Origin of the sequence: Gordonia malaquae NBRC 108250 (genome assembly GCF_000344135.1) — a bacterium.
Classification (GTDB): Bacteria; Actinomycetota; Actinomycetes; order Mycobacteriales; family Mycobacteriaceae; genus Gordonia; species Gordonia malaquae.
The window spans coordinates 1-1,626 of sequence record NZ_BAOP01000080.1; the positions used below are offsets into that span (position 1 = coordinate 1).

The 1,626-nt window shown below is 63.8% G+C and carries 1 protein-coding gene; it reads left to right on the forward strand.

Features of this window, described 5'->3' with window-relative positions; genetic code table 11:
* Window positions 1-81: 81 nt before the first annotated feature.
* On the forward strand, window positions 82-1,626 hold a 1,545-nt coding region (locus GM1_RS21230; protein WP_008382384.1), incomplete at its 3' end, for a transposase.

Genomic DNA, 1,626 nt, shown 5'->3' on the forward strand with positions numbered 1-1,626 from the left:
ATCGGGCTGTTGCAGTTTCGGGTCGTCGACAATCTCCGCAGAACTGGCGATAAATAGGCTCTGACCTGCGATAATGACGCTATGGCTAAGGGGTATCGGACAGTCGATCGTGATCAGCAGTTCCTGTTGCCTCCGAGCATGAGGGAGTGGTTGCCAGCCGATGATCCAGTGTGGTTGGTGATTTCGTTGGTCGACCGCTTGGACACCTCGGAGTTGCATGCGTTGCGTAAGACTGGTGGGGTCGGGCGCCGGGGCTATGACCCGGACATGCTGCTTACGCTGTTGATCTGGGGATGGGCGCACGGGGAACGGTCGTCGAGGACGTTGGAGCGTCTATGCCATCGGGATATCGCGTTCCGCGTGATTTGCGGCGGCGATCCGCCCGACCACGCGACGATCGCCCGTTTCCGGGCGCAGGCCTCACCGGTGATGCCGACCCTGTTCACGCAGGTGCTCGCCGCATGCGCCCAGCTGGGGATGGGCAAGGTCGGTGTGGTCGCGTTGGACGGAGTCAAGATCGCCTCAAACGCTTCGACATCGAAGAACCGAACCGAGAAGTCACTGGTGAAGGCACGTGAGGCAGAGGTCGCCGCGTTGCGAGACAGACTCACGGAGACCGCCCGCTCTGCTGATACCGAGCACGCAGCCAACGACGCCGATGACGATGATGGTCAGTCCGTTCCCGATGAGCTCCTGCGATCTGATCGGCTCGCACGGATCGACGAAGCGCTGCAGAATGTTCGCGCATTAAACAAGGCGGCCGAGGATAGGCAGTCCACGCCGATCGACTTCGAGGCACTCGAAGCCAAGCGTGCTGCTGAGCAGACTGCGCGGGACGAGTTCGTTGCGCAGTGGAAGCAGGAGTGGGCCGACGGTTCTCGCCCGCCAGGGGTGGTGCCGATCGAGGCGCGGGTCGAGGTCGCCGAAGCCGCTGTGCACACGGCCCGCGTTCGGCATCAGGCCAGGATCGACCGCCGCGAGACCGAGGGGGGTCGGGGTCCACGGCCAGCGCCGGTAGAGCAGGCCAGGGCGGTACGTGCTGCCCGCGATCGCCTCGACAAGGCGCACGCAGACACTGCAGTATGGCAGGCCGAACGTGATGCCGAGCAGCACGCGTGGGAGCAACGTAAGCAGCGGATTCTGATCAATCGTGTGACCTGCAAACCCCATCGCCCCACCATCGACAACCTCGGCAACATCACCGATCCGCAGTCACGGCCGATGCCGTTACGGGGCGGTGGTTGGGTGCAGGGCTACAACTGCCAGGCCGTCACCACCGCCGACGGCCTGATCATCGCCACCAGCGTCGGCGACGGACCGATTGATGCACCCACGTTCATCCCGATGATGAGCAAGGCCGTCGAGGCCGCCGCAGTCCTAGCCGAACACCGACCACCCGAACATCACGCTGAACCCGATCAGATCGGAACACTGTTAGCCGACGCCGGCTACCTCTCCGAAGAGAACATCACCGCGACCGGCCCTGCACGGCTGATCGCCACCGCGAAATCACACAAGCTGCCCCGCGACACGAGCGAGCTGATTCCGCCCGCCGACGACGCGTCACCGATCGAGAAGATGACCTACAACCTGGCCACACGCACGGGCAAAGCGCTCTACTCCCAG